Source organism: Candidatus Pedobacter colombiensis (genome assembly GCA_029202485.1).
GTDB classification, from domain to species: Bacteria; Bacteroidota; Bacteroidia; order Sphingobacteriales; family Sphingobacteriaceae; genus Pedobacter; species Pedobacter colombiensis.
Genome location: CP119313.1, coordinates 1,889,386 through 1,908,409, shown reverse-complemented (window position 1 = coordinate 1,908,409; position 19,024 = coordinate 1,889,386). Strand labels below are relative to the sequence as shown.

Here is a 19,024-nt window from a genome sequence, read left to right as displayed (position 1 = left end):
AGATAAGCAACCTCCTATTTTCAATTTATGATGTAGATCATATTTCCATTTTGATGATCTTTCCTCTCTGTAGTTTCAACACCTTTTCATCGGCTAATTTCTTTACAATACGGATCACCGTTTCCACCCTTAAACCACTCATATCGGCCAATTGCTGCCTTGTAATGTCTAATGAAGCCCCTTTTTCCAGATTTTTAAGCAGGTAAGCAACCAATGTTTTCACACGATGTTCGGCCTGTTCATTGGCCAATTCTTCGAGCATCATAGATTTGTAAAATAACCTATTGCTTAAAGTTTTGATGAGCTCCATGCTAAAAGAGCGGTCTTCTTCTATCAGATTAAAAAAATCTTTTTTGTTTACCATAATAATTTCAGCATCTCTGGTCACAATGGTAAAAGCCAGATATGGTTTACCTAAAAGTAAAGCCGGTTCACCAAAATATTGGTTTGCTTTAAAAATACCCTGAATAAATTCTTTTCCATCATCATTTACGGTAACCATCCGCACTTCACCACTTTTAATGAAGTAAACAGCTTTAGGTTCTGCTCCAGGTTGGTAAATGACAGCTCCTTTTTTATAATGAACTGCCTGATAATTATTGCTTAGCAGGTATTTTATAATCATAAGATCAGGTAACATTCAACTTCACCGAAGGTAGCTATAGCGTTTAAAAATACCTAATCATGGGTATTTTTAATACTATGAATATAATGTAACTTCGCCGAAAAATTTTTAAACTCTAAATCCCTATTATGCAAAAAAACTTTACTAAAAATCTATTACTATCGTCGTTGGTGTTAATTTTCTGTTCTGCAGGAACAATAAATGCGCAAGAAAAAACTAAAACCACTCAGGAAACTTCAAGCGAAGCTGAAGGTAAGAACCTAGTAAAATGGAACGTTGCAGCTCTTGCCATGAAAAACTACTCCTTCCAATATGAACGTGCCGTTAGCAAAAAAATAGCTGTGGCACTAGGTGTAAGATTTGCCCCAAAATCCGGTGTTCCGTTTAAATCCCAGTTCGAAAAATTAATTGACAATGAGGATACCTGGAACAGCATTAAAGACTTTAAGACAGGGAACTTTGCTGTTACTCCTGAAGTTAGATTCTATTTGGGACAAAGTGTTTTCAGAGGCTTCTATATAGCCCCATTTGCAAGATATGCAAAGTACAGCGCGGAAGTTCCTTATAATTACGAAGTAACGGTTGGAACGATTACTCAAAAAGATGTAATGCCACTTAGTGGTGATGTAACTACATTTACAGGAGGTGTACTTTTTGGTGCACAATGGAAACTAAGCAAACTGGTTTATTTAGATTGGTGGATCTTAGGTCCTAATTATGGTACTTCATCTGGAAGCATTTCGGGTAAAAAAACATTAAGTCCTGAAGAACAGAATGCGTTAAGAGATCAACTTAAAGATCTTGAAGACCTTCCATTAGTTAAAACCAAATCTACAGTTAACGGCGAAGGTGCTAAAGTTGACTTTGATGGTCCCTGGGCTGGATTAAGATCCGGCCTAAGTATTGGTTTCAGATTTTAATCTGAAACGGTAAAAACCAACGTATATAAAAAATCGTGGTACAATTAATTGTACCACGATTTTTTATGCTCCACAGCTATTACCCTATTGTCTCTCTGATTAATTTGGTATAAAAATCATTCAATTTCATTCCTGCCGCAGCAACCTGTTGTGGTATAAAGCTGGTCGCAGTTTGTCCGGGAATCGTATTGATTTCGATGAAGTAAAAATCACCTTCATCCTCTGTCAGTATAAAATCAATACGCACTACTCCCCTGCAGTTTAACTTTCTGTATACATTTTTAACAATTTCCTCTACACGCAAACGGGTTTCTTCCCTGATTGGCGCGGGCGTAGTTTCTGTTGCTACCCCCGGAGTGTATTTAGCTTCAAAATCAAAAAACTCTTTAGCTGTTTCTACTTCCGTAGCCGGTAATGCGGTAATCTTCCCATCCAGTTTCACTACACCTATGGTAAATTCACGCCCAGAAATAAACTCTTCAATCAACACCTGAGTATCTTCTTTAAAAGCTTTTGCTATTGCAGCCTCCAGATCACTCGGGTGGTTAACCTTTGTCATGCCAATACTACTCCCTCCATTATTAGGCTTTACAAAATAAGGCGCTTTAAGATCCTTTTTCAGTTGTTCCAGACTGTAGTCTCCACCTTTAAAAATCTGTGCTGATTTTGCGACATGCAACTGATTGATCCCATTCACTATTGCTTTTGTATAGCCCTTATTCATGGTTACAGCCGAAGTAAGCGCATCACAGGTGGTATAAGGTAAGCCCAACATATCAAAATATCCCTGTAATTTACCATCTTCACCAGGAGCACCATGTATGGCAATAAAAACGCCATCAAATGTTATCTTTTTCCCTTTTATGGTTAAAGAAAAATCGTTCCGGTCCACTTCAATTTTCATTGAATCGGCAGGCTCATAAAACCATCCTTGCTGAGTAAGCATAATTTTATACACCTCAAACTTATCAGTATCCAGATTTTGCGCGATGGTAGCTGCACTTTTAACCGAAATTACCCACTCTCCGGTAGTTCCACCAGTTAGCAATGCTATTATTTTCTTCATTGATTTAATATCTTGTTTTTACAATGTATCGTGATGCTGTACACTCCACAAATATAAATTAGTTGGTGCAGATGTTATTTTAATTCCAATAAAATATTTTTTTAGTCTAAATTTGGCCCTTATACCTTAAATGAAACAAATCAATATGGGCAAATTCATATCTTATCTAAAGACCACTTCTTTTAGAAACAACCTTATTGCTGCTGCACTTACTGTAGTAGTCCTTTTGATGGCTGCTTTCTTTAGCTTAAGATATTATACCAAACATGGCGAAGGACTAAATGTACCGTCCTTAAAAGGACTTGCTTTTCAACAAGCGGTGAGTAAACTAGAAGAAATGGGACTACGCTATGAAGTAGATTCGGTTTACATTATGGACTCCCCTCCGGGCATTGTTGTGGATCAGGACCCAAATGCAGGAACTTTCGTAAAGGATAACCGTACCATTTACCTGACCATCAATACTGCACTTGCTCCGGATGCTAAATTTCCGGATGTAGAATTTAAATCATTAAAAGAGGCACAAGCCCTGATGGAGAGTTTTGGTTTTAAACTGGGAGATACGACTTATAAACCTGATATGAGTACAGATGTTCTTCAGGCTTCTTTCCGTGGCCGGGTGATTAAAGCTGGTGAAAGTCTACCAAAAGGTTCCAGAATCGATTTGGTACTTGGCGATGGTAATGGAAATGAGCAAGTGGAAATTCCATCATTAATTGGTTTAACCAAGGATGAGGCTTTATTTGCACTCAGAACCGGGGCTAAGCTAAATCTAGGCGTCATTACCTATGAAGGTCCCATTACAGATTCCGCTACCGCTGTAGTCATCAAACAAGATCCTTTTGCTACTGACACCTTAATTAAGGTTAAAATCGGTACCCCGGTAAACATTACCCTTTCCAACAAATAATATTTATTTTAGTATATATGACTAACGAAAAGAAAAGCATGAAAGCCAGCATCAAAATAATCCTGCTTAGTTTATTGGTTATTTTGGCTGTAGGTGGTTATTTTGGAATAAACCTTTATAAGGTTTACTTCGCCCCAAACGCAACAGGTAAAGAGAAGTACTTATATGTTAGAACGGGTTATAACATTAATGATTTGTTTGAAGAACTTCGCCATAAGGACATTTTAACTGAGATTGGTACTTTTAGCCAGGCAGCCGCCAAAATGGATCTGGCCCGTTCTTTAAAGCCCGGACGTTATAAATTGCTTAAAGGAATGAACAACCGAAGTATCATCAATATGTTGAAATCGGGTAATCAGGATCCTGTGAAGCTTAAATTTCAAAACCTTAGAAAGAAGGAAAACTTTGCAGGTTACTTAGCTAATAACTTAGAGCCGGATTCTTTGATGTTTATCAATGTACTTGATTCTGCTGCGCTTTTAGAAAAATACGGCTTCAATCAGGAGAACAGCTATGCAATGTTTATTCCTAACACTTACGAGATGTATTGGAATGTGAGTGCACTAGAGTTTTTCGACAGGATGCATAAGGAGTATGAAAAGTTCTGGACTGCCGAGCGTAAGCAAAAAGCTGCTGCATTAAACCTTACTCCTATACAGGTTTCGATATTGGCATCTATTGTAGATGCTGAGGCTTTGTATGACAAGGAAATGCCTACTATTGCGGGTTTATATTTAAACCGATTGAATAAAGGGATGTTACTTCAGGCAGACCCTACAGTTATTTTTGCGAATAACGACTTCACAGTAAAACGAGTTACCAATTCATTGTTGCAGACACAATCAAAGTACAATACTTATAAATATGCCGGTTTGCCTCCGGGTCCTATTATGATGCCTAGTATCAATGCTATTGATGCGGTATTAAACAGGGAGAAGAACAATTACCTTTATATGTGTGCCAAAGAGGATTTCTCCGGTTACCACAACTTTGCTGTAACTGTACAGGAGCATGAGCTAAACGCGAAGAAATACAGAGAGGCTTTAAACAAAAGAAATATTTTCAAATAGATGTATACACATAGTACAAAGGTTAGGGTGAGGTATGGTGAGACAGACCAGATGGGATATGTTTACTATGGTAATTACGCTGAATATTATGAGGTTGCGCGAGTAGAAATGCTGAGAAGCCTTGGTATGGATTATGCGTCGATGGAAAGCAGCGGGGTGATGATGCCGGTGCTGGAACTGAATTGTAAATACATTAAGCCTGCGTTATATGACCAGGAAATAACGATTAAAACTACAATTCAAGATTTGCCAGGTGTCCGGATTCACTTTAAGTATGAATTGTTTAATGAAGCTGAAGAGCTGATTAACATTGGTAAAACTACGCTTGTGTTTGTCGATATGGTGAAAAATAGGCCTTGCTCCCCTCCCGAAAATTTTATGGAGAAGTTGAAGGGATTTTTTAACTAAATTTGATAGATGGAGTGGGTTCATAAGCAACTATTAAAAATTAAATTTTATGCTTTATTTATAGACTGGACTAAAGTCTGCGTACTCCCGGGATTTAGTCCGCTCCCCCTTTATACTGTAGCTACCTTCTTTTTTAAGGAGATTGGTAAGGATTCTTTAATCAATAAAGCTTCTTCACTGGCTTATAATTTTATGCTGGCACTTTTTCCCGCCATCATCTTTTTATTTACGCTAATCCCATTTATACCGAAGCGTATAGGCTTCCAGGAGCAACTCATGGAGTTCATCCAGCTCATTTTACCCGGCGATGCTTATAAAGCCTTTGAGACGACCTTAAATGAGATTGTGAACAAGCAAAACGGGGGATTGCTTTCGTTTGGGTTTCTATTGTCTCTATTTTTTGCTACCAATGGTGTGCATAGCCTGATGATGGCTTTTAATAAATCGTCTCTAATTATCGAGACCCGCACCTGGATAAAGCAAAGACTTATTGCTATTGTATTGACGGTGATTATTGCCTTGTCTGTGATTATCTGTATTACGGCCATGTTTATTGGCGAGTATGCCTTAAATTATATCGATACTCAATTGGATATAAAGGGCAACTTCATTGCTTACGTAATTCAATTGACAAGGTGGTCGTTATTAGGTGTACTGTATTTTGTAACCATATCGATTTTATACCGATACGGCCCTGCTCATGCAAAGAAATGGCGCTTTTTTAGTGCCGGTTCCTGGTTGTCTACTATCCTGGCTTTTTTAACCATTTTGGGTTTTTCTTTTTACATCAACAACTTTAGCTCTTACAATAAAGTTTATGGTTCTATCAGTGTATTGATTGTGCTGATGATCTGGCTTTATTTAAATTCTTTGATTTTATTGATTGGTTTTGAGTTGAACGCAAGCGTAGATTTGTCGAAACGAAGCGTAAAAATCATCAAGCCGAACTTCAATATGTTCAAAAACCCGGCTCCGAGCACTAAAAATTCGGAAGAATAGAAAAAATTTCTAACTCATTTTTAAGCCATTAACAAATTATCGTTAAATTATCATAGCCTTAATTTGCAAAACCAAGGGGTATTCGTACTTTTGTCGCGGAGAGCTGGCAGAGTGGTCGAATGCGGCAGTCTTGAAAACTGTTGACTGTCATAGGTCCGGGGGTTCGAATCCCTCGCTCTCCGCTCGAAAGGTATCAAAAAGTACAAAAGCCTGCAAATCGTAAGATAGCAGGCTTTTTGCATTTTAAGGGGTTACAATTTTCGCACGAATTCCGATCCTATAGGTGAGTGATTCGGTGAGTAAATTAAAAAACACAAAAGACTCACCGAATAGCACATAAAGACCTGACATTAAACAGGTTGAAAATACACACATCTTGATTTCCAATTACTGCAAAGCTAAATTTGTTCACCATTAATGTTTAACATTATGAAAACCAATTTCAGCTTGCTCTTCTACATGAAGAAACCAAAAAACTATCAAAAAGGGGTTGCTCCTATCTATCTTCGCATTACCGTGAATGGCAACCGTGCGGAAGTTACCACTGGTCGTAGTTGCGAACCTTCGCAATGGAATACGGTATCAGGTCGTAGTAATGGTAAAAAAGAAGAAGTAAAATCCTTTAACGCTTATCTGGACGACCTGCAAAACAAAGTATTCGAAGCACATCGGCAATTAACGGAAAAAGATGACCCCATAACAGCCGAGCGATTACGAGATCAGTTTCAAGGAAAGATAGAAAAACAATGCACCTTAATTGACGTATTTAAAGACCATAACTACAAAATGGAAACATTGGTTGGCTTTGAGTTCTCTAAAGGCACTGCGGAGCGTTACAGAACCTCTTTAAAGCATACCGTGGAGTTCTTGCAATGGAAATACAACATCAGTGATATAGACATTAGAAAAGTAGACCACGCTTTTATAACTGAATACGATTTTTATTTACGGTCTGTCCGAAAATGTGCCAATAATTCTGCGGTGAAATACTTGAAGAACTTCGGCAAGATTATTCGTATTTGCCTTACCAATGGGTTGCTGACTACCGACCCATTTCAAAACTACAAAAACAAGATTAAAAAGGTTGATCGGGTTTACCTTAATGAAGAAGAAATAAAGCTGATAGCCAATAAGCCGCTGGCTTCTGAAAGATTAGCACAAGTAAGGGATATCTTTCTATTTTGTTGTTATACTGGCCTTGCCTATGTGGATGTTAAGAATTTAAAAAAAGGTGATATTGTAACTGGCATAGATGGCGAAAAATGGATTTCTATAAATAGACAAAAAACAAATGTGCCATCCCGTATTCCTTTGCTGCCTGCTGCCTCTATCCTATTAAATCAATATCAGAATAATAGATTCTGCTTAAATACAGGAGTGTTACTACCAGTATCAAGTAACCAGAAGATGAACAGTTATTTAAAGGAAATTGCGGACTTCTGTGGCATACATAAGCAGATAACTTTCCATATCGCAAGACATACATTTGCTACAACGGTTACCCTATTGAACGGGATTCCTATTGAAAGCGTTTCGAAAATGCTAGGCCATACCAATATCCAGACTACGCAACACTATGCTAAAATCTTAGATATTAAAGTTGGCGCTGATATGGCACTGTTGAGGGAAAAACTTATATATAATTAATAATGGATAGCTGCTAAGTCCTATAAAATAATGACGTTTGGCTTAGCGTTTAATTGAGCAAATATGACTGAGAACAAAGATAACATGTTGATTCCTGACGAAATTATCATGAACCAAATCTATTATATACGAGGACATAAGGTAATGCTAGATACCGATTTAGCATCACTTTATGAAGTAGAGACCAAACAGCTTAAAAGACAGGTTAAACGGAATATAGACCGTTTTCCTGAAGATTTCATGTTTGAACTTGGGAACGAAGAACAAAAAATCTTAAGGAGCCAATTTGGCACCTTAAGACACGGTGAACATTCAAAATATAATATAATGGTTTTCACCGAGCAAGGCGTTTCCATGCTATCAAGTGTGCTAAACAGTAAAAGGGCGATAAGAGTGAATATCCAAATCATACGCATATTTACACGCATACGTCAATTGTTGGTGGACAATACGGATATAAGGTTGGAAATTGAAAAAATAAAGAACAAGCTAAATAATCAGGATAAAAATATGGAAATCGTATTCCGCTACTTAGATGAACTACTCGAAAAACAAGAACAACCTAATCCCCCAAGAAAAAGGATTGGTTTTAAACCTGATGATTTTTAATTATTTATTGGGTAACACAATATCTAACCCAAATTAACGTCTTTATATATGAGAGCGTTAATTTAGATGAAGCGGGAATGGTCGGAGATCATTCCCGCTTTCTTTTTGTGGTCTTATTCCTTGGCTTCCTCTTTTAAATCCGAAAAGTCATGCAATTTACTTTAGAGATTTTAGTTAAGTTAGTAATTCAAAAACACAATTACTTAGGAGAACCAAGGCACAGAAAAAGCACAATATGATCGAGCACATAACCAGACAATTCGTTTTTGATAATTACAAGGCAATAACCTCAGTAATAATTGATATTCAAAAAGCTATGTTTGATTCTGATCCTTTATTTGAAGATGGTGATGATGGAAAATGGTACACCGAAATGCATGACGCCTTAAATATTCCGGTTAATGATATAAAAAAATATTACAGTGTTGTTTCTTTCGATCATAGTGACATCAGCACATTTACGATTGCACTATCTGAAAAGCTCACTAAGCTATTGACAAAATTCAATGTGAGCGAATTAATAATTATTGCTCATGTGAAACTAAATTTCATCGGGAATCCTAGCAACAGGTATCAACCTTTTCAGAAAGCTATCAAGAAATTTAAGGATATAACAAAGGATCTACAATATGAAGAGGCATTTAAGATAAGTTTGACTGACCTACCTAGCCTTATTGAAATTGCATTTTGGATAGAACGCTGTGACGCAAGAGCTCCAGAGTTTATTTACTTTTCTGATGTCGATGAAACGATTGCTTTTTATTTATGTAAGTCAGGTGGCATTCATATCATTGAATATGGTAAAGAAATTGTTTTTGATGAACTAATTGAAAATCTGGATATGCACTTTGTCAATGGCCATTGCGAAGAGAAATTTTCTGCTGGAAGCAAAATTGAAGGTAGACAATCTAGCAGAAATTAATTTTACACTCTGATCAGTATACCTTGATCATCCCAGCTTTCCTGTTAAACCTCTTATTTCTTAACTTTCTCTTTTAAGTCCGAAAAATCAAACAATTCCATTGGATTGACTTTCAAAAATTTGGCATAAGTTGATGCATGACTGATACTGGTATTAATTTGCCCTAGCTCCGTTCTAGCTATTTGGCTTTGCGATAATTCTGTTAGCAAAGAAAGCTGTTCCTGAGAAATACCCTTCCCCTCCCGAATTTGCTTTAACTTTTGCCCAAACTTCTTAATAAAATCTTCGTCCTTTAAATACTTCACAAAACAAATAGACACCTATAAAACAAATTAATTAATAGCAAATTTGCTATTAACATAAATACTACTTAAATTGCATATATGAATTAAAAAAACGAACGAATAATAAAATTGCAGTTCTATCATCAGTGATAAGGAATTGCTTACAAGCCTCGCAACTAAATCTGACAGTTTAATCCCGCGAGAGTAAGTTGAGCAACCAAAACCCTATATTTGCTATAGGGTTGGTGCTCGCTTATGTCTTTTGTGGGAGCCCTTTCGAAAGGAAGGGTGGCTTTGTCAGAGCCAAGTTACATTAGACTAAGTGAGTTACCAACCCTTTTAGTGGGTAACCATTTATCTGAGGCTTATTTAATGTTAAAATTAAATAAGATCAATATATGGAACTACAAAACTTATCACCAACAGAAGATCATGCGATTTACTTTAGAGAGTTTATCCATCTGCTTGTCCAAAAGTTCAAGCCTCTTCAAATCTTTAGCTTTTTTAAACACGCTTACACTCAAGATGACGAGGGCTGTTTTATAGAAAAATCCGCAAGCTTTCAGTGCAATTATTGCTTGCTGCTTGTTACTGATAGCAACAAACGAATTGAGCATGAGATACAGGATTTTGCAAATGGAAATTACAAAAACGGCATAATTTCAATCCTCTCTCATGGGAAAGAAACCATTGAGGAAGCTATTATGGCTAATAATCGTTTTTTTATTACGGTATGCGGTTCAGCTCAATTGATTTATAGCCATGATGGAATGACAACTTTCGATTTCTCCAATCGTTTTATTCCAATTGGGGCAGCTATAAAAGCAAGAGAACATTTCGACCACAGAATAACATTAGCAGATGGTTTCTTAACCGGAGCGCATGAGTGCATCATCACTGAACAGCATAATGTATGTGTATTTATGCTGCATCAGGTTGTAGAACAAACCTGTATTGCACTAATTAGGGTGCATCTTGCCTATCGATCAGATATTCATAATTTATACCGCCTTTTAAGGCTGTGTTGCTGCTTTTCTGATGCCCCCATTAAAATGTTCCTATCTGGCAGCCCTGATGACGAAAGACTTTTTGAGATATTAATAAAAAGCTATTCGGCAGCGAGATACAAGGATACTTTTAACGTTTCCGAAGATGACGCTTGGCTTTTATACAATAAGATTATAGAGTTTGTAACACTTGCCAAAGTAATGTGTGAAGAGAAAATAGCGCAATTAACGCAACAGGCGATGCTATACACTGAATTTGTTAACCTCGCTAGAGCCTCCAATTAGCACCCAATTTTACTATTCAATACGGATTTAAAAATAAGATTATGGAAAACATTATGAAAAAGCTGGATTACCAGCCCGCAAATTTATCAGGTTACGAATTAGAAAAACCATTAAATGCAATGACCGACTTTTTTGACAACAATGATCTCCACCATATCAGGGATAAAGCTTGGCAACTGTACAAAGGGTGGGTAAACAACTCTGTCGAATTTGCCGAGGGAGAAGAAAATGCCGAAATGCTATTTTTCTACACCCAACTCGTTGAATTTATAAACGCTACGTTTGTATACACCGAAAAGAGAAAGCTGGAAATTCAGCCCTCTAACGGATGAACAGAAAAGACGATCCTATTCATCATACGCCAAAAAGGTTTTTCGTAAACACCAAAGCAAAAACGAAGCAGGGCTATGTGCGTAAGGGTTTTTGCAGGCCGCAAATGCGGGTGGGGCAAAATCATTTTTACCCCACCCTTACCTACTTAACCCTTGTTCAAGCTCCTGCTCGTTTTGTTTTCCTTTTCGTTTTTTCCTTCTTTTTCCAGCACCTGCCATAGGATTCATTCCTACCCCTATATCATAAACAGGCTCCATCATGACTTTAAGAAAACTGGAAAGGGTTTGCCCAACACTTTCCAGCATAACTGTGGCGGTTTTAAATACACCACTAGCAACACCTTTAACCAATTCATTGGCCATAGATTTTGACTGATAATTTATTTCTAATCCCTTTTCCAATATTCTGAGCTGTTCCCGCTGCGCTAAGTTTCCATTTTTCTTAATACTAGCATAGGCCATGGTTTCATTCAGGTTTCGTTTAAAATCGAATAACTGATCAAATAGCTTTTCACCACTTTGTTTAAAAGCGACCCTATCAAATTGCCCCATCTTTTTTGAATGCGCTACATTCCTGCCCCTAGAGCTGTTCATGGGACTAAGCCTGATCTTATTGGTCGCATCTTTTCGGCTTACAATTACCTGAATGTGCATCTGTTGGCCTGCCTTTAATTCACCTCTCTTTTTATCGCCACTTTTCACTTCTGCATCTTTGTAGGTATAGTATCTGTTGTTTTCCAACTTGGCAAACCATACCAGATCTTTGTTACTGGTCACTCCTAACTTTTTAAAATTCTTGGCGTATTCCGTCATTACCTTTTCAGCATACTGCTTTAATTTTTCCTTTGCACCCAGCTCGCCATATTGCTCAATCAGGTGTTTGATCTCCTTCTGGCTTGGACTAATATTGATCAGGAAAAACTTAGCTTCATCATTGCGCAATTGTGCCTTATTGCTGTCGATCTTTCTACGGACTTCATAAGGCTCAAAATCTCTACGCTCTTGATTAAACCAGCATTCAGGCGTCTGCTGATTACAAGTCCTGTTTTCTTTCTCCAAATAATGAACCAGCCCCCCACTGCTGCCTTTATTGTCTGCCGTTACTTTATCGGTAATGTTGATGTACATGATTACAGACGGTTAATCAGTTCTTTGGTCTTTTGAATTAATTCGTCCTTTTCCTTACCTGCGGTTGTAATACCAAAGGCGTTTCTGGCTTTAATGTAAGCGTCCAGAATAAGAATGAACTTTCCTTTCAATTGCTCTTTGTTTTCCAGCTTGTTAAAAACCAATTTCATGAATTCATCTGTTTGGGACAATTTCCTAATCTGGACATCCTGATTATTTAATAAAACCTGCTGTTTAGCTATCAAATTATCATTTTGCTTTAGCACCTGGGCATTGAAACAATCCACGATTTCCCCCAATTTAATTACCATTCTGGTTACATCCGTTTTTATCGGAATGAGCAGTTCATTTTCCTGTGTGCGAATGAAACCGATATAATCCTTATGACTTTTAAGCAGGGTTGTTTTTAAAAATTCATCGTTTAAATCGGATGGGTCTTTTTTACTTCTAAAAAAGTAGTCTACCATCTGGGTAAAGAGCTGGCGCTTACTTCTGCCCAGCTTTAGTGCAATCTGGTCAAATTTCAGCGCCACCGCTTCTGGAAATTTAACGGTTCTTAAAGTTTCATGCTCCATATATTGTCTCTTGTTATATTGTTACCTATTCCTTTATTTGTATATCCAGCTATAAAGACACCCCCACGGGGTTCTTTTTACCTCGCTCTTACCGCCTCTGGCGGCCTAACGAACCTCTGGAGGGTTCGTGAAACAGCCTTAAGCATAGCTTACGGGCTGATGGTCATGCTCTGCATAACCTCCGCTTGCTCCTTTTCCAGAAGAGGAAAAGGACTTGACTTACATGGAGCTTACCCCTCATGATTTTCATTATCACTTAACAAAGTAATCTGACTAGCCAAATGCGGATGGTATGATGGCTGGTATTCTACATATCCTTGTATCACCAAATCCTTCATGCATTTGTGGTAAGTAGCGAAAGAATGGATTGCCGAGTGTTTCATCAGTTCCCGCCTTGATACGCGAAAAGGATTTTGACACAAGCCTTTAGTGTAGCACATAAGTATGGCGGAATAAAGGCTAAGGTGTGATTGATGGAAGCGTTTGTTTTTACTGGCAGCTTTCAAAAAGCTCGTGAGTTGTTTTCCTGTATCCATCATGAGTTCCCGATTTCGCCCAACAACTGAACAATATCCGCATAGGCATAATAGAAAATACCCCCTACTTTTTCATAAGGTATAATGCCTTTAATGCGTAAATTTTGAAGTGTACCCGATGAAATCTTTAACAGCTTCCTGACTTCTGAACTCCTAAGCCATTCTTTGGGTTGCACATCCTCTAATTTGATGGCTTGTTTAATTTCCTGAATAAGTTCGGACTTGAACTTTAACAGTTCCTCTTTAGTGAAAATTTCAATCTGCATATTGCCTCCGTTTTAAGTTTACGAAGCAAATGTCAAATGAGGGCGCAGATAAATAATGACCATCGATTTGTATCGGTCATGTACAGATGTTAAACTCGTTGTTATTTTTGCACCTCTTTCACAGGGATAATTTCAAAAATCCGATGTTCTTTGCGTACTGTTGTACCTTTTATGGGGATATCGCCTTTCTTCTCAACAAAATAATTACGTGAAGTTTCCAGAGGAATATCTTTGCCATCATGAGAAAAATATTTACTGATCATTTTGGAATATGGACTTTTCTTGTCACAGGCAAGAAAGCTTCTCCCTGATGGTAATCTTAATTGGCTCATTTGTTTAAGCAAATCTACTAAAGTTGGAAGGGCATTATCTCCTATACTGATCTTCTGTAAGACTTCGAATTCATTGAGTTCTGATAATCTTGCAGTGAGTCTTTCAATTTCTTCCTTTTGTTTCTGAATGAGTTCTTCCTTTTCAGCAATTACGATATGTGATGGCCTTGCATTCCATTGATCAATGCTGCTTAAATACTTTTGGAATTGCTGTAATTTCTCAATCCTGAATTTATAGCTGCCGTGATAGCTGGAGAAAGGGTCTTTCGCTCTTAGATTCTTGATTCTATCCTCAACGACCTCCCATACCTTAACAAAGAAAGTTTCTTCGTTGCAAACATTGATTTTTAAAGCGTATGTTAAATGGTATTCATAGTATTCTTCAAACTGAACTAAATCAATACGATACACTTTATTTAAAAAATGGCTATCCTCGTATTTGTGCCAAGAACCAAAAGAATTACCTATATCATACGGGTGAGGTGAAAAATCTAATGGTTTGCGGGGTTTAAAGTAACTTACTCTCATAAGCAACAATGTAAATTATGTTAAAAATGTAAATCCTTTTATTCTTGTTCCTTTAAATCCTTGAGATTTGTTAACGTAACTTTAATGTAATAAAATATAAGTACCAAATTGATGTATATAGTCATGTAAAAGGAGATTTTCCCTATAATATTGTCAAAGCCATTAAAATACAGATCTCTTAGCATAAAAAATTCCAATACAAAAGGTAAAAGATACAAAGACAGCAAGGGGAGTGACAGCAATAGTCCAAAGCAACCTAACCCTACCTGCGTCTTTCCCACAAACAACCTTGAAAGATCAGTAGTAAAAGAGAATGGGAGAAGTACCCTAGTGAAAAAATTGTGTTTATTCTTAATCTCTTCAAAATCAGACGGCTCGACTTCCTGTAAATAAATACTTAAAAAAAGCATCTTTACAGTGATTAGCACTTCGGTTTTATGAATAGAAGAAGTCAAAAGATCAAATAATAAATAAGCAAAAAGAATAGGTAGTAGTTGAGCAACTAGATTAATATCCTTTATATTAAATGGCCCAATGCTGAAACTTTCAACAGACGACGTTGCCAAAAGGAAATAAACCAAAACAATCACCAACAAAGAAACAGTTGTTCGGTCAATTCTTTTATTTAACTCCTGAAGTTTATTGTAGGATTTATCATAAAAATCCATAAGGTTAGCATTCTGATTTTCAACAATGAAATTTAAGAGCCTTTGATAATTCATAGATCAGATTTATTTTTCAAGAAAGATAAATCAAAAATCTTAAATCTATTCAGAACTATATTGATTGATTCCTTTTAAAAGTAAAAAGGGTATGTAAAAACAAACCGTCAACTAGCTGATTATTAACTTGGAGACACAATTTATTTTACATCCTCTCATGCCGCCTTTTTGGGCATTTGACGGTAAACCTTACCGTCTAGTTGACAGCCTCCTTTAGCGTGATTTGGATGTTTAGCATCAATAGTAGGATCCTCTGGATTAACGTTAAATTTCGGTTTACCCCATTGTTTAAAAAAGAAAGGTACGTTAACAGTTTCACATTTTAGTTTAATATCATCAACCCATTCTTTTTTCAATGGTCTTGCCTTGACTCCAGATTCTCCGCCAACAATTACCCAATGGATATTTGTTAAATCAATTGACCTTACAGCACCAATCAGTGGTTCTATAGACAAAAACTTTATCTTAGCTGGAGTTTTTGCAAGCTCACCTATCCTGTAAGTGTATTCTTCATTTTCAACCGATACACCCATCCAAATATTATCAGTCCAATTTAATTCCTTCGCGACCTCCAATAATCTTTCTGAGCGTTTAGTAAGCACCTGATAAACATGCTGAGGTGTTTGATTCATTACAGCAAAAACCGCCTTTATATAATCCAATGGGACTTCGGGATGAAATAAATCGCTCATTGAATTTACAAATACCAATTTTGATTTTTTCCAAGTAAAGGGCGTTGACAAAGTATCTGCATGTGTCTTGATCTTAAATCCTTCATTATATTTTTCTACCCCCATTGACTTAAGCCTACGGGTCATTACTTCGGCATAACAATTCTTACAACCTGGACTTATTTTATTACAGCCTGTAACTGGGTTCCAAGTAAGCTCAGTCCATTCTATGTTTGATTGTGCCATATTTTTACGTTAAGGACGTACAATACTACTAATAAATTTAGCAAAAAAAACTATGAAATAAATTTATTGTTTTTTTCCCAACACGGAATACGCTAGAATTTTTCTTTTTTTATATACAGTATCATAATTAACAAGGGGTGAACTTGAATCATAATTAACTTCTTTTTTTATTTTCATACTTTTCAGCGCACTTGTAGCGTGTGCACCAATATGACCTTGTTCTAATGTAAAATCGTATAATTGCTTGTTATTGATTAATTCCCCCATTATTATTTTCTCACGTACTTCATCCTGAAAACGCTCAATTTTTGTAGGCTTTTTGCCCGAGAATAAATCCATTTGCTGTTTTGAAGCATCATCATCAATATCAAAATTGGCTTGTCCATTTGTCGTATTCTTTTCCCATGCAACTGTTAAGAATTTATCTACAGCTCTTGGGTGTTTAGCTCCAAATATAATCCCATGTATATTAGGGTCTTTTTTAATAGAAAAAGGGTACAATTTGAGTTTGCTTTTAAGAGGTATTTTTGTTTTTAATTGAGCTAAAATATTTCTATGGATGTGTTTATATGGATCTTTTTTTGCATCCTCCATATCAATATTTAAGTGTTTTTTAAATTCTTCTTTATCTCCAAATCTCCAAAAATAAGATGAAGATATAAAGTATAAAAAATCTGTTGTTGTAGTTTCTTCCAATGCCAAAAAGTACTTCTCACCTGCAAATTTAACTCCATTCTGATCTAAATAAACAAGGCTAGGGTATTTGTTAATTTCAGAAATCAATTTAGGGAACAAAGTTTCACAATCTTCATTAGAATAACTTATTTCAACCAAGTGCTTTAATCCAGGATTATCGTCTAAAAACTCTTCACATGATTTCTTCAATAATTCAAATTTCTGCTGATGCCTTTTGGTGGGTTCATATTCATTCAAATACAAATGGACTTTGACATTCTTTTGAAACATATTACCTCTTTGTTCCAATATTTTCCTTAAAAACCTAATTGGACTTCCAGGTACCCCGTTTTTATCATAGCCAGTCCCTGCAAAAAAATCGAAAATACAAATTTTGGAACCAGGGTTTGGTCGCATTATAAATGTTGGTAACCATGCTTGCGCATAATTCTCAAAAATCTCAAGTTTTGTTATAGTTTCTTCGTCAAAGGGTTTACTGTGTAAATCGATAGCGCTCATTTTTAGTTTATTGGTTACAACAAACTTAACATATCCCAAACTTAAAAGCTACTGTATGTCATAAAATTATTCAACATAACATAATATTCATTTTTGATAACAAATATAGATTCCTTAGCCCTCCTCCACTTCAACAGCATAAGCGATCTTCTGCACTGGCGCACTCGCTTGCCTAGCGTAAAGAACTTTGTCGATAAAACAAATTGCCTTTTTTAAAACAGTATTATTTTTCTGCGGATAAAGCTTTTGAATTATTGAAAGTACATATTCAGGGTTTGCCTTAACATAATCCTGTTCAAGATTTGAGAGCGCGTCCACTACCAATGAGGGATACTCATCAAAGACATCTTGACCAAGATCGCTATGTATTTTCATAGTGTTATATATCATCGTACGAACAACTTTTTGATGCATTGTTTTACCTAACCCGTATTTTCCGGCTACAGTAGTTAAATGGATTATAGGACACGTACCATCTTTTAGAGTCTCTAGAATCTCTAGGCTAATCACGCCATTTTTTCCATAAGAATATTCAGTTGTAATCCGCTCCCTAACTTTATCCGCAGTATTGGAATTCACATTTTTTATAACAGGAGAATCAATAAACTCCAAGGCTTCTTTTACACCCCAGTTACACTGACTCATAAAGAAATGTACCGGAAAATAGGGTGAACTCAGGCTGAGCAATTTTTCCAAGACCAATTCTGGACAATCACAAGAGCCTGAAGTAAAGTAGTTCATTATATCACTTTCGTATAGATTGGAAAGAACGGTCTTTTCAACGACTTCGACATTTCCAGTCTCAATTTCTCCTTTTATTAGATATGCAGGCGCCCCCTCTTCTTCCACAAATTGACCACGTTTGATCAAGTTCAGATTTTTAAGCATCTTTTCGTCGAGTACAAATTTAGGCTGATGATCTCCTGTGTCAATAATTCCGGAACTTGTATCCAATATTGCCGCATCCTCTCCTATGCTAATCAACTTGTTCATGTTGCCCATTACCCGATTAATACCAGTCGCGACTTCCTCATTTAAAATCCTTCGAAGATCCTGCGCTTGAATTTTGCTCGTTTGTGCCGGATAGCGGTAATAAATTTCTCCGAGTTTGAATTCAGCGGCATCCACTTTCATAATTACTGGTTTAGTCATTGCCTTTTCTACTACTAAAAAACCAACAACTTTTGACAAGAAGCGTTTTGTAACAAACTGAAACTTAAATGAACCATCCAGTCCGTTAGCAATCGTACTGCTCACATACCTTCCATCAAGATTTTCATATTCTTCTTTTATTCCGACGATCTCATGCTTATCAGGAGACACGCCGAAAATTATTGTACCACCAGAATTGTTAGCGAAACCAGAAATTGTCTTTAAATATCCCTTATCGATAGTATCAGACTTGGTTTGCAGCGAATTTTTAAATTCAATCTCTGCATTTTCTTCCAAATTCGTTTTTAAATATGGTTGTTTTAAGTCAATACTTTTTTCGAATTGATCTAAGATATTTACAATATTATTCGTCATGAGCAGTAATTTATCAGATAAAGATAAGAAATAGATAATAATGTCAATTTTTTGGATTAAAATCCTCCAACATATCAATATTTTTCCAGCCATTTCGCAGCCTTACTTATCTATAACATTAACAAAAGGTTAGAAAAGAAAAAATCGGATTTAGAACTAAATCCGACTCGGTACCCCGAACCGGAGTCTAACTGGATCTAAATTATCTAATAACT

22 protein-coding genes and 1 tRNA gene are annotated in these 19,024 nt (G+C 36.5%); 11 read left to right on the top strand and 12 right to left on the bottom strand.

From position 1 onward, the window contains the following. Positions 1–37: 37 nt before the first annotated feature. Complete coding sequence (locus P0Y49_08030; protein ID WEK21086.1) at positions 38–625, bottom strand: Crp/Fnr family transcriptional regulator; 588 nt, start codon at positions 623–625, stop codon at positions 38–40. Positions 626–753: 128 nt separating this feature from the next. Here P0Y49_08030 and P0Y49_08025 point away from each other — a divergent pair, with 128 nt between their 5' ends. Then, positions 754–1,545 (top strand): DUF3575 domain-containing protein, encoded by a 792-nt coding sequence (locus tag P0Y49_08025; GenBank protein ID WEK21085.1) that lies wholly within the window; start codon positions 754–756, stop codon positions 1,543–1,545. Positions 1,546–1,624: 79 nt separating this feature from the next. On the opposite strand, the gene P0Y49_08020 is transcribed toward P0Y49_08025, so the two are convergent. Next, complete coding sequence (locus tag P0Y49_08020; protein ID WEK21084.1) at positions 1,625–2,611, bottom strand: D-alanine--D-alanine ligase; 987 nt, start codon at positions 2,609–2,611, stop codon at positions 1,625–1,627. A gap of 145 nt (positions 2,612–2,756) precedes the next feature. On the opposite strand from P0Y49_08020, the gene P0Y49_08015 reads away from it, so the two are divergent. From P0Y49_08015 to P0Y49_07980, 8 genes are all read left to right on the top strand, one after another. Continuing rightward, positions 2,757–3,521 carry a PASTA domain-containing protein gene (locus P0Y49_08015; protein ID WEK21083.1) on the top strand — a complete coding sequence of 255 codons (765 nt, stop codon included), beginning with the start codon at positions 2,757–2,759 and terminating at the stop codon, positions 3,519–3,521. A gap of 17 nt (positions 3,522–3,538) precedes the next feature. Further along, a complete protein-coding gene (mltG, locus tag P0Y49_08010) occupies positions 3,539–4,591 on the top strand; it encodes an endolytic transglycosylase MltG (GenBank protein ID WEK21082.1) in 1,053 nt (350 codons plus the stop codon). Next, positions 4,592–4,999 (top strand): thioesterase family protein, encoded by a 408-nt coding sequence (locus P0Y49_08005; protein ID WEK21081.1) that lies wholly within the window; start codon positions 4,592–4,594, stop codon positions 4,997–4,999. Between the two features lie 9 nt (positions 5,000–5,008). After that, a complete protein-coding gene (locus P0Y49_08000; protein WEK21080.1) occupies positions 5,009–5,998 on the top strand; it encodes a YihY/virulence factor BrkB family protein in 990 nt (329 codons plus the stop codon). A 97-nt stretch (positions 5,999–6,095) separates the two neighbouring features. Then, a tRNA-Ser gene (locus P0Y49_07995) sits at positions 6,096–6,180 on the top strand. A gap of 247 nt (positions 6,181–6,427) precedes the next feature. Then, entirely contained in the window at positions 6,428–7,645 is a 1,218-nt protein-coding gene (locus P0Y49_07990; protein WEK21079.1) for a site-specific integrase, read from the top strand. Between the two features lie 63 nt (positions 7,646–7,708). Further along, entirely contained in the window at positions 7,709–8,254 is a 546-nt protein-coding gene (locus P0Y49_07985) for an ORF6N domain-containing protein (GenBank protein WEK21078.1), read from the top strand. 235 nt (positions 8,255–8,489) lie between these two features. Beyond that, positions 8,490–9,176 (top strand): hypothetical protein, encoded by a 687-nt coding sequence (locus tag P0Y49_07980; protein WEK21077.1) that lies wholly within the window; start codon positions 8,490–8,492, stop codon positions 9,174–9,176. Positions 9,177–9,229: 53 nt separating this feature from the next. Here the strand turns inward: P0Y49_07980 and P0Y49_07975 are convergent, their stop codons facing one another. Beyond that, positions 9,230–9,481 (bottom strand): helix-turn-helix transcriptional regulator, encoded by a 252-nt coding sequence (locus tag P0Y49_07975; protein ID WEK21076.1) that lies wholly within the window; start codon positions 9,479–9,481, stop codon positions 9,230–9,232. A gap of 377 nt (positions 9,482–9,858) precedes the next feature. Here P0Y49_07975 and P0Y49_07970 point away from each other — a divergent pair, with 377 nt between their 5' ends. Together P0Y49_07970 and P0Y49_07965 are read left to right on the top strand one after the other, a co-directional pair. Beyond that, complete coding sequence (locus P0Y49_07970) at positions 9,859–10,752, top strand: HEPN domain-containing protein (protein ID WEK21075.1); 894 nt, start codon at positions 9,859–9,861, stop codon at positions 10,750–10,752. A 41-nt stretch (positions 10,753–10,793) separates the two neighbouring features. Further along, positions 10,794–11,084, top strand: a complete 291-nt coding sequence (locus P0Y49_07965) for a hypothetical protein (GenBank protein ID WEK21074.1) — start codon at positions 10,794–10,796, stop codon at positions 11,082–11,084. Between the two features lie 138 nt (positions 11,085–11,222). Here P0Y49_07965 and P0Y49_07960 read toward each other — a convergent pair whose 3' ends face one another. The 9 genes from P0Y49_07960 to P0Y49_07920 all read right to left on the bottom strand — a co-directional run bounded on the left by P0Y49_07960 (position 11,223) and on the right by P0Y49_07920 (position 18,902). Then, positions 11,223–12,212, bottom strand: coding sequence for a DUF5712 family protein (locus P0Y49_07960; protein WEK21073.1), 990 nt, complete (start codon positions 12,210–12,212; stop codon positions 11,223–11,225). Positions 12,213–12,214: 2 nt separating this feature from the next. Beyond that, on the bottom strand, positions 12,215–12,787 hold the full coding sequence (locus tag P0Y49_07955; protein ID WEK21072.1) for a BfmA/BtgA family mobilization protein: 573 nt from the start codon (positions 12,785–12,787) through the stop codon (positions 12,215–12,217). Between the two features lie 230 nt (positions 12,788–13,017). Continuing rightward, on the bottom strand, positions 13,018–13,326 hold the full coding sequence (locus P0Y49_07950; GenBank protein ID WEK21071.1) for a hypothetical protein: 309 nt from the start codon (positions 13,324–13,326) through the stop codon (positions 13,018–13,020). Continuing rightward, positions 13,323–13,589 (bottom strand): helix-turn-helix domain-containing protein, encoded by a 267-nt coding sequence (locus tag P0Y49_07945; GenBank protein ID WEK21070.1) that lies wholly within the window; start codon positions 13,587–13,589, stop codon positions 13,323–13,325. The genes P0Y49_07950 and P0Y49_07945 overlap by 4 nt, the downstream gene beginning before the upstream one ends. 101 nt (positions 13,590–13,690) lie before the next feature. Then, a complete protein-coding gene (locus P0Y49_07940) occupies positions 13,691–14,449 on the bottom strand; it encodes a hypothetical protein (GenBank protein ID WEK21069.1) in 759 nt (252 codons plus the stop codon). 38 nt (positions 14,450–14,487) lie between these two features. After that, entirely contained in the window at positions 14,488–15,171 is a 684-nt protein-coding gene (locus P0Y49_07935; GenBank protein WEK21068.1) for a hypothetical protein, read from the bottom strand. A gap of 155 nt (positions 15,172–15,326) precedes the next feature. Next, the gene (locus tag P0Y49_07930; GenBank protein WEK21067.1) at positions 15,327–16,088 is read right to left on the bottom strand and encodes a phage Gp37/Gp68 family protein; all 762 of its coding nucleotides are present in this window, start codon (positions 16,086–16,088) and stop codon (positions 15,327–15,329) included. Between the two features lie 63 nt (positions 16,089–16,151). Beyond that, the gene (tcmP, locus tag P0Y49_07925; GenBank protein WEK21066.1) at positions 16,152–17,282 is read right to left on the bottom strand and encodes a three-Cys-motif partner protein TcmP; all 1,131 of its coding nucleotides are present in this window, start codon (positions 17,280–17,282) and stop codon (positions 16,152–16,154) included. A 114-nt stretch (positions 17,283–17,396) separates the two neighbouring features. Further along, complete coding sequence (locus tag P0Y49_07920) at positions 17,397–18,902, bottom strand: ATP-binding protein (protein ID WEK21065.1); 1,506 nt, start codon at positions 18,900–18,902, stop codon at positions 17,397–17,399. Positions 18,903–19,024 lie beyond the last annotated feature (122 nt).

Bases quoted from the DNA above. Each gene is read 5' to 3' on its own strand.
- P0Y49_08030 (WEK21086.1), bottom strand. From the start codon at position 625: ATGATTATAAAATACCTGCTAAGCAATAATTATCAGGCAGTTCATTAT.
- P0Y49_08025 (WEK21085.1), top strand. From the start codon at position 754: ATGCAAAAAAACTTTACTAAAAATCTATTACTATCGTCGTTGGTGTTA.
- P0Y49_08020 (WEK21084.1), bottom strand. From the start codon at position 2,611: ATGAAGAAAATAATAGCATTGCTAACTGGTGGAACTACCGGAGAGTGG.
- P0Y49_08015 (WEK21083.1), top strand. From the start codon at position 2,757: ATGGGCAAATTCATATCTTATCTAAAGACCACTTCTTTTAGAAACAAC.
- mltG (WEK21082.1), top strand. From the start codon at position 3,539: ATGACTAACGAAAAGAAAAGCATGAAAGCCAGCATCAAAATAATCCTG.
- P0Y49_08005 (WEK21081.1), top strand. From the start codon at position 4,592: ATGTATACACATAGTACAAAGGTTAGGGTGAGGTATGGTGAGACAGAC.
- P0Y49_08000 (WEK21080.1), top strand. From the start codon at position 5,009: ATGGAGTGGGTTCATAAGCAACTATTAAAAATTAAATTTTATGCTTTA.
- P0Y49_07990 (WEK21079.1), top strand. From the start codon at position 6,428: ATGAAAACCAATTTCAGCTTGCTCTTCTACATGAAGAAACCAAAAAAC.
- P0Y49_07985 (WEK21078.1), top strand. From the start codon at position 7,709: ATGACTGAGAACAAAGATAACATGTTGATTCCTGACGAAATTATCATG.
- P0Y49_07980 (WEK21077.1), top strand. From the start codon at position 8,490: ATGATCGAGCACATAACCAGACAATTCGTTTTTGATAATTACAAGGCA.
- P0Y49_07970 (WEK21075.1), top strand. From the start codon at position 9,859: ATGGAACTACAAAACTTATCACCAACAGAAGATCATGCGATTTACTTT.
- P0Y49_07965 (WEK21074.1), top strand. From the start codon at position 10,794: ATGGAAAACATTATGAAAAAGCTGGATTACCAGCCCGCAAATTTATCA.
- P0Y49_07960 (WEK21073.1), bottom strand. From the start codon at position 12,212: ATGTACATCAACATTACCGATAAAGTAACGGCAGACAATAAAGGCAGC.
- P0Y49_07955 (WEK21072.1), bottom strand. From the start codon at position 12,787: ATGGAGCATGAAACTTTAAGAACCGTTAAATTTCCAGAAGCGGTGGCG.
- P0Y49_07950 (WEK21071.1), bottom strand. From the start codon at position 13,326: ATGATGGATACAGGAAAACAACTCACGAGCTTTTTGAAAGCTGCCAGT.
- P0Y49_07945 (WEK21070.1), bottom strand. From the start codon at position 13,589: ATGCAGATTGAAATTTTCACTAAAGAGGAACTGTTAAAGTTCAAGTCC.
- P0Y49_07940 (WEK21069.1), bottom strand. From the start codon at position 14,449: ATGAGAGTAAGTTACTTTAAACCCCGCAAACCATTAGATTTTTCACCT.
- P0Y49_07935 (WEK21068.1), bottom strand. From the start codon at position 15,171: ATGAATTATCAAAGGCTCTTAAATTTCATTGTTGAAAATCAGAATGCT.
- P0Y49_07930 (WEK21067.1), bottom strand. From the start codon at position 16,088: ATGGCACAATCAAACATAGAATGGACTGAGCTTACTTGGAACCCAGTT.
- tcmP (WEK21066.1), bottom strand. From the start codon at position 17,282: ATGAGCGCTATCGATTTACACAGTAAACCCTTTGACGAAGAAACTATA.
- P0Y49_07920 (WEK21065.1), bottom strand. From the start codon at position 18,902: ATGGCTGGAAAAATATTGATATGTTGGAGGATTTTAATCCAAAAAATT.